4 protein-coding genes are annotated in these 7607 nt (G+C 38.3%); 1 reads left to right on the top strand and 3 read right to left on the bottom strand.

From position 1 onward, the window contains the following. The 3 genes from L1D51_RS19650 to L1D51_RS19640 form a co-directional block, all read right to left on the bottom strand. The coding region (locus L1D51_RS19650; protein WP_239964577.1) for a putative 2OG-Fe(II) oxygenase at window positions 1-1776 on the bottom strand (1776 nt) is incomplete at its 3' end. A gap of 53 nt (window positions 1777-1829) precedes the next feature. Next, window positions 1830-2975: a DUF547 domain-containing protein gene (locus tag L1D51_RS19645; protein WP_055021499.1), complete on the bottom strand. Its 1146-nt coding sequence runs from the start codon at window positions 2973-2975 to the stop codon at window positions 1830-1832. Window positions 2976-3037: 62 nt separating this feature from the next. Then, window positions 3038-4213, bottom strand: a complete 1176-nt coding sequence (locus L1D51_RS19640; protein WP_055021500.1) for a DUF547 domain-containing protein — start codon at window positions 4211-4213, stop codon at window positions 3038-3040. Between the two features lie 641 nt (window positions 4214-4854). Between L1D51_RS19640 and L1D51_RS19635 the strand changes: the two genes are divergently transcribed. Continuing rightward, window positions 4855-7518: a TonB-dependent receptor gene (locus L1D51_RS19635; RefSeq protein WP_055021501.1), complete on the top strand. Its 2664-nt coding sequence runs from the start codon at window positions 4855-4857 to the stop codon at window positions 7516-7518. Window positions 7519-7607 lie beyond the last annotated feature (89 nt).

The raw sequence follows: 7607 nt of genomic DNA, 5'->3' as shown, positions 1-7607 counted from the left end.
GATATCACATGGAATAGTTAGCCGAGGGCTAGTGCTTTTTAGTTGGTATGTACCATGCCAAATATAGCTTGGAAATATAATAATTTGACCTTCCTCAGGGCATATTTCACGAGCTATAGACTCACGCTCACCTAAGTTAAGACTGGTTTCTCCTAGCTTAAGCCAGCCATTTTTAGTTTCATCATCTTTACTCATCTCATTAGGAATAGAAATATAGCTCGGCGCTGATAACCAACCTTGAGGGTGGATATGATTAGCATGAAAACCGCCTTCTTCTAGTTTCACCGACCAACTACCTCTGGCAACAAAGCGTTTATGATTACGCGCTAATAGAGGGTGGTTAGCATCCTCTGGTAGCTGCATCAGGTATTGATTAATGCATTCATTCATAGATGACTTAAATAAATCAATAAGTTGGTTTGAACGGTGTAACAAGTGACCTTGTGTTTGGCTGCCACTGCGCACACTTTGATCTAATGGTTGTAGTTTATTTGTGTGAAGGCTGATCATTAGCTCCTGCAACTGCTTATTAAAATCAGCAAAGGTCTTAAAACCAGGCGGAGCAGGCAGCTCCATCACTTTAACGAATTTGTCTAGGTCAGTTAACCAGTGATATTTATCATTATTTGATAGTCGCCAAGCAATACTTAAATATGCCCAAAGCTCTTGGTTGTGAGGGTTAAATTTTACTGCGGTTTCTAAATGAGAGATCGCTGAGCTGTAATCGCCTTGTTGTATGTAAAAGTTTGCTAAATCAATACAATAACGAGCATTTTGTGGGGCTGCTTTAACGAGTTGCTGAAGGAGTGAAAATGCTTTTTCTTCGTCACCTGTTCTATCTAGAATTATACTGTGTGCATGATGTAAATCTAAACTTTGTGGATGGTTTCGTGTTGCATCACTGCTTACTAATAATGCTTCTTCCAGCTTATCTAGTTGCAGTAGTTGGCCAATTTGAGACTGGATCAGAACAGGGTTTGCATCATAATTTTTGAAAGTTTGAGCATATGAACTCATTAATTGGCTCTGCGAGTGTTCCCAGTAGAGCTTGTTAAGGCTTTCATGCGCTGGTACATAGTTAGGAGCAAGTTCTAAGCATGCCTTAAGGTGAGCTTGTGCTTGTTCATATTGCTGTAAATCATAGTATGTACAACCAACTATGTAATGCAACTCGGCACTTGGTTGCTGTTTTAAAAGCATTTGCAAAAGCGCTAAGGCCTCGGCAAATTGACCTAAATTTCGATAATTACAAGCATGTTTATAAACGAAATGAAATTGCTCCTTTAATTGATCTGGCAATTTTGTTTGAAAATACTCTTCGATACGTTGTAAGTCACCAAAGCGCTCGAAAAGTTCTAAAGTGAGCCAATGGTAACGAACGAATGTGTTCTGCGAGGGTGATGTTTTGCTCAATAAAAGTTCGGATTTTAATAATTCATCTTGATTAATTAGGCTTTCAATGTAATTAAGTCGTGGCTTTTCGAGTGATAAAGAAGCTGTGTTATATTCACAAAACTGAATACACTCTGCATACTTTTTTTGTTTACAAAGTAAATTGGTGTAGTTGTCTAAAAGGCCAACATGATTACTAAATTGGCTAAGGCCTTGTAAATAGCACTGCTCAGCTTCTATGGTTTTGTTTACAGCTGATAAACATAAGCTATTTAATGTATACCAATCAGCGGTTTTATTTGTATGTAAAGAAAGGAGTTGTAATGCCTGCACATATTGTTGTTGATTGAATGCGTGCAAAGCTCTTTGCAATGAATTATTCACTCGTACACCCTGTTTTTGCTTTATGTTAACAGGGCGTACAGTAAAGTAAAATATTACTCTTGATTTACATCAAGGTCTTTGATTTCTACAGTGCCTTTAATGCGTTCTCTTTGTTTATAAAGCTTACGAATTTTCTTCCAAACTTGTGGTGGGTATCGACCAAATTGAGCTAGCCGCTTCGTTAAGGGATCGGTGATATAGCTTCCGTCTGCTGCACGATATCCATATGTCATTCCTCCTATACCCTCTAGGGGAGCCCTGTTAATAGCAGAAGAGGCGCCATAGGCTCTATGCGTGCGATATAAATCCACGATATGCCAATCATCTATTGTAAGCTTAAACCCTTTAGATGACTCTACAGCATCTTTTAAAGAGCCATTAGTATAGTGTTCAATATGAGACTTTAAATCTTGCTCAAAGTCGTCAAACAAGGCTTCTGTTTGCTGGTAGTAGACGGATAGGTAAAGTCTATCTTTCCCTTTAATTTGCATACCTCGGTTAGAATTAACAAATTCCTCACCATTGTCTGCTAGTTGGTAATACACTTTGCTTCCTACATAGGCCTCTGGGCGAAGATTTGGGCTGCCGATATTCCCTTGATGAAAGCCGTACATTACAATCGGTTTACTTTTGCCAAACTTTTTAAAGACAATGTTGTGTTGTATGTCATTCAAAGACAGGCTATGTCCCATAACAGTAATAAATTCCTCATCAAGTAATGAATTATCACCAAATAATAAATCTTCAGTACTGAAGATAGGGTAGTGCTCAATGAGTTTCTCTAATAATGCTGTGGTATATAAATTTAGCCAGTAAGCAAGTTGCTCAGATAAAACGAGCTCATTAAGTGGGATTTGTTCAGGAACTTGTTCAAGGCTCAGACGTATTTTTTTAAAACCAGTTTTCAGGTCTGCCTTTACAACTTCTTCATAATAAAAACGATTTGCTTCTAAAGCTGTATCGTTATTTTTGTGTGCTCTCGTACGTGTGCCAATGCCTGATTGGCCTTTTCGAAAGCCTCGGTCTGAGCGGCCTAAGTCAATAACCGTGATTTTAAGTAACTGATCTAAATCACCATAAGATATTGTTAAATCACTATCTAAGCCGAAATCGGCAAATTCTTCAGGTAGAGTGTCTAGTTTTGCTGACGAGTGTGCAGTAAAGAAAATTGCGGTTATTAATAAGAGTGGTTTAAGCATAGCGAACTCCCTGTTCAGAAAAAGCCACCCGTCACATTCTTTTGACGAGCGGCCTTTTAATTTTAATTGTTTGAATCAAGATCTTTAATCTCAACAGAGCCACTGTTGTCTTGGCGCTTTAAGTTAAGTTTTTTGATTTTCTCTAACATTTCAGGAGAAAAACGACCAAAATCCATGGTGCGCATCATAATTGAATCTGTAATATGACTCACATTAACCGCTCCAATACCCGAGCCACTACCTTCAGGACCGATTGGTACAGCTGAGTTGCTTACAACAGCATTAAGCATTGCTGCAGGGTTAGTTGATGTAGATCCGCCATAGTCACGGTCGGTACCATATAAATCAGTAATACTCCAATCTTCGATATCAACTTTGAAGCGTTTGGCGTATTTAACATCGCTTTTCATTTGACCTTCAGCGTAGTCTTCTAAGTGCTCACGTAAGTCACTTTCGAAATCTGAAAATAAAGACTCAGCTTGCTCATAATATTTAGATACATAAAGGCGATTTTTACGCTTAATTTGCATGCCTCTATTTGAGTTTACAAATTCCTCTCCATTTTCAACAAGTTGATGGTAAACTTTGCTACCTTTATACGCTTCATCTCGAAGGTTTGGGCTACCAATGTTACCTTGATAAAAGCCATACATAACTATCGGCTTTTTTTTACCAAATTTTTCAAAAACAATTTTATGTTGAATATCATTGAGTGAAAGTTTGTAACCGGCAACGGTTAAAAACTCATCTTCTAGAATCGAATCATCACCAAATAGAAGGTCTTCTGTATCGCGAATAGGGTAGTGCTCAATTAATTTTTCTACCATGGCTGTGTTATATAGGTTAAGCCAGTAAGCTAACTGCTCGTCTAGGCTTAAATCATTCAGCGACACTTCGCTAGGTACCTTCTCCAAGCTAACTCTAATTTTGTGAAAGCCATCCTTTATCTCTGATTTAGAAACACCTTCGAAGAAAAAGCGATTGGCCTCAAGCGCAGTGTCGTTGTTTTTGTGTGATTTCATGCGCGTGCCAATGGAGGATTGAGATTTACGAGAACTTCGGTCCGATTTTCCCATGTCAATTACTGTCATTTCAAGTAAGTTATCAAGGTCCTCATACGAAATTTTAATATCTCGATTAAGGCTAAAGTCTGAAAATTCTTCCGGTAGTTCATTTATTTTTGCATACGATGAAAGTGAGCAAAAAGTAAATGCAATTAGTAATAATTGTTTAAACATGATTTTTCCTTGTTGTTTTAACAATCTTACTATCAGTGATTGTTACAATTTTTTCAAGTTTATATGTACCGAATTTGTTCTGTCTTTACTTGTTTATCTTAAGAAAATATAAGGGGTTTAAATGTTTTTCTAAACTTTCCCTTAGTTGTTGCTAGTTAATAGAATGTTCATTCTATTAACTTTTGCATCATTAAGTCCATTTCTTCTACGTGTTAACCATTTTGACCATGATTGTTGTGGATTCATCTTAACTGTAAGGTCTTAAAATTTTATTTTTTTATTTTTAAAGATAAAAAATGCCATTTAACAGTACTGAATTTTGTTGCGCAAATTGCAACTATTGGTGAGCTTTGCTTTAGTACCCATATTAATACTAAAAAGTTAAATTCTTTTTGACCTTTGTAACCTGTTGTAAATGTTGCTGTGTCTATTGTATTTAAAGGGGTTTGAAGGTGTTAATTATGTTTTATTATTTTGGTTAGTGTTTTATTTATTGTTAAAAATTGAACTTTTGAGTTAGCGAAGTGTTGACCTTTAAGAGTGGCGAGTATTATTATCAAAGCTCAAAATTACTGCCTAATATGCATTTTTTTTGAATAACTATAAATATTCCATGAATAACATGGTCCAGGGAGAATCAAATGTTAAATAATAAAGTTTCAAAAGCTGTTCGCTTAGCGGTCGCTTTTGGCGCAGCTTCTACAGCTGCATTTTCTGCAAGCACATTTGCTGCAGATGAAGAAAACGCAGAAAAAGTTGAACGTATCCAGGTTACTGGTTCACGTATCAAGCAGGTAGATCTAGAGAATAGCTCTCCAGTTACTGTTTTATCAGCGGCAGAAATCAGCCTTTCAGGTGAGCCTACAGTTGCTGACGTTTTAAATAACCTTGCTTCTAACTCTTTCGGTTCTTGGAAAGGTGTATCTGGTTATGGTGCTGGTGGTGCAGCTTCTTCTAACATTAACTTACGTGGCCTTGGCTCTGACGCGACACTTGTATTATTAGACGGTCGTCGTATGCCTGGTACAAGTTCATCTTCTGGTTCATCGGCTGATACATCAATCATTCCAATGGCTGTTGTTGAGCGTGTTGAAATCCTTCGCGATGGTGCATCAGCTGTTTATGGTTCATCTGCTGTTGCTGGTGTAATCAACATCATTACTAAGAAAGACTTTGATGGCGTAAGCGTTAAATACGATTACGAAGTACCTAAAGTTGAAGGTGGCGAAAGCAAAACTTTCTCAATTACTTCAGGTTACACATCTGAAAAAGGTAACATCATCTTCACGTATGAAAACTCACGTGACAATGCAATCTTCGATAAAGAAATTTGGGCGATGGATGATCCTACGTACGGTGCGTACAGCGGTTATAGCCACGTTCCAAACTACAGAATCGGTGGTGCGGGTAGCTATATCTCTAACCCTGAGCTTTGTGACCAAACAGCTGACGTAGTAAATGCTATGGATGAGAACGGCGTTGGTGGTTGTTTATATAACTACGGTAACGTTACAAAATTCTATCCAGACGTAGAAAACAACTCATTCTTAACTAACTTTAACTATGAATTGACTGACAACATTCGCCTTGTTGGTCGTGCTATGGCAAGTTTCAACGAAACAAACTCACGTTACGCAGGTACGCCGGTATCTACAGGTGCAGTTTGGATGGATGCTGACAACCAATATAACCCTGAAGATGAAGATATCCGTCTTTACATGCGTTCAGTGCCTATTGGTAACCGTGACACAAAAACAGAAGTTGTAACTACAGACATCGTATTAGGTCTTGAAGGCTTCACTGATATCGGTAATGGTTTTGATTGGGAAATCAACTACCAAAACAGCATCTCTAAAACAAATGTTTTTGGTAGCAACCTAGTTAATGACGTAATGTTACAAAGCGCAATTGACTCTGGTGAATATGATATTCTTAACACTACTGGCATGAGCTACGAAGAGTGGAATACTCAACTTACAGACTTATACCAATATGCAGCGCATACAGGTACTTATGAAGGTCGTTACGAAAGCCAACAAATTGATGGTTTAGTGTCTACTACATTCGTTGATAACGGTGATTTCGTTATTGCTGGTGTTGTTGGTGCAGAATTTGAAGAAATTGATTTCACTCAAGTATCTGATCCTGAGTCTGCAAATGGTTTCATCTCAGGCGGTTCAGGCGGCGATGACGTATATGCAACTCGTGACCGTACTGCTGCATACATGGAAATTCAAGCAAGCTTACCTTACGAAATTGATGTAACTGTTGCTGGTCGTTATGAGAAATACGAACAGTCAGGTATGACTAACCTTGGTGAAAAGAGCACTACATTTGATAAAGTTGTTCCAAAAGTAGGTGTTACTTGGCGCCCAACTGACACATTATTAATCCGTGGTTCTTGGGGTGAGTCTTTCCGTGCTCCTAACATGGGCGAAATGTTCCAGTCTTATGCATTAAGCTTCCCAACTGTTCGTGATACAGCATGGTGTGATGCTAACCCTGGCCAATCATTAGAAGGTTATTGTTCTGACGCTGGTGAGCAAGTAGCGACATGGTTCGGTGGTAATGCAAACCTTACTGAAGAAACGGGTGACTCTACGACGCTTGGTTTCGTATGGGATATCGTTGATGGCTTAGCAGTAGAATTAACTTACTACGATATCAGCTACGAAAACCGTATCGATGACGTAAGCACAACTGAACTTCTACGTATTGAACAGGAAGAAGGTGGTTTAGGTTCTACACCAGATGCTATCGACCGTGCTAATGGTACTGGCCAAATTGATTACATCTACACAGGATATATCAATAAAGCATCACTACAAACGTCTGGTTTCGATTTCTCAACTCGCTACAAGCATGAAACTAGCTTCGGTGACTTTGGCGTAATGCTAAACGTTTCAAAAGTTATGGAATTTGAAGAGAAAGCAGACAAAGATGCAGAACCGTTTGATTATGCTGGTCTTCAAGATTACCCAGATTGGAAAGCTGATTTAGGTGTTAGCTATTCTTATGAAGATTACAGTGCTTCTTGGACTATGTTCTACGTAGGCGCTCAAGAGTCAGGTAACGAAGAGTGGGGTGTTGATTACCTTGCTGACGTTCCTTCATACTTCAAGCATAATGCTCAGTTCACATACACTGCACCAACAAATACTAAAATTTCTGTAGGTGTTAACAACGTATTTGATAAGAAAGCACCTTCTTGGTATGACGGCTTCCGTGATTACCGTGATTCAAGCTGGTCATTATACGATCAAACAGGTCGTTCAATGTACCTTCGTTTAGAACAAAAATTCTAAGCTAAAATAATTAGTATAAGCTCTTAAAACCCTGCTGTAGCAGGGTTTTTTTATGCAAAGTACTAATTTATAAATAACCCAAACATTTA

The sequence above is a fragment of the Pseudoalteromonas shioyasakiensis genome (genome assembly GCF_022398475.1).
Lineage (GTDB): Bacteria > Pseudomonadota > Gammaproteobacteria > Enterobacterales > Alteromonadaceae > Pseudoalteromonas.
This window is presented reverse-complemented; position numbering and strand designations above follow the sequence as displayed.